Raw genomic sequence first — 1,200 nt, 5'->3', positions numbered from 1 at the left:
GGGTAACGCTTAGGCTTGAACGACCGGGATCTGGGCGTTGGCAGCCGCTTCGCGGAACTCGGCGATCTGGTCGAAGGACAGGTAGCGGTAGACGTCGGCAGCCATGCTGTCGATGTCCTTCGCGTAGGCCATGTACTCCTCGACGGTCGGCAGTTTGCCGGTGATCGCCGCGACTGCTGCCAGTTCGGCAGAAGCCAGGTACACGTTGGCCCCATCGCCCAGACGGTTGGGGAAGTTGCGGGTCGAGGTCGAGACCACGGTGGAGTTGGCGGCGACGCGAGCCTGGTTACCCATGCACAGCGAGCAACCCGGCATTTCCATGCGCGCACCGGCCTTGCCGTAGATGCCGTAGTAACCTTCCTCGGTCAGCTGGTGAGCGTCCATCTTGGTCGGCGGCGACAGCCACAGACGGGTCGGAATACCACCCTTGACCTTGTCCAGCAGCTTGCCGGCGGCGCGGAAGTGACCGATGTTGGTCATGCACGAACCGATGAACACCTCGTCGATCTTCTCGCCCTGAACGCTGGACAGCAGGCGCGCATCGTCCGGATCGTTCGGTGCGCAGAGGACCGGCTCGGTCAGCTCGTTGAGGTCGATCTCGATGACTTCGGCGTATTCGGCGTCGGCATCGGCGCTCATCAGCTGCGGGTTGGCCAGCCAGGCTTCCATGGCCTGGGCGCGGCGCTCCATGGTGCGGGCATCGCCGTAGCCTTCGCTGATCATCCAGCGCAGCAGGGTGATGTTCGACTGCAGGTACTCGGCGATGGCCTTTTCCGGCAGCTTGATGGTGCAACCGGCAGCCGAACGCTCGGCGGAGGCGTCGGACAGCTCGAAAGCCTGCTCGACGGTCAGCTCGTCCAGGCCTTCGATCTCGAGGATGCGGCCGGAGAAGGCGTTGATCTTGCCCTTCTTCTCGACAGTCAGCAGGCCCTTCTGGATGGCGTAGTAGGGGATCGCATGGACCAGGTCACGCAGGGTGATCCCGGGCTGCATCTTGCCCTTGAAGCGCACCAGGATGGATTCGGGCATGTCCAGCGGCATCACGCCGGTGGCGGCGGCGAAGGCCACCAGGCCGGAACCGGCCGGGAAGCTGATGCCCATCGGGAAGCGGGTGTGCGAGTCACCACCGGTGCCGACGGTATCCGGCAGCAGCATGCGGTTCAGCCAGCTGTGGATGATGCCGTCGCCCGGACGCAGGGA

At 64.7% G+C, this 1,200-nt stretch carries 1 protein-coding gene; it reads right to left on the bottom strand.

Annotation, left to right across the window (positions count from 1 at the left end):
* Window positions 1-9: 9 nt before the first annotated feature.
* A partial coding sequence (locus tag AB5S05_RS22015) for an aconitase family protein (RefSeq protein WP_369289633.1) occupies window positions 10-1,200 on the bottom strand: 1,191 nt, incomplete at its 5' end.

It is taken from the genome of Pseudomonas zhanjiangensis (assembly GCF_041027545.1).
GTDB lineage: Bacteria > Pseudomonadota > Gammaproteobacteria > Pseudomonadales > Pseudomonadaceae > Aquipseudomonas > Aquipseudomonas zhanjiangensis.
Note: the sequence above shows the minus strand (reverse complement) of the source record. Positions and strands in the feature narration are given on the sequence as shown.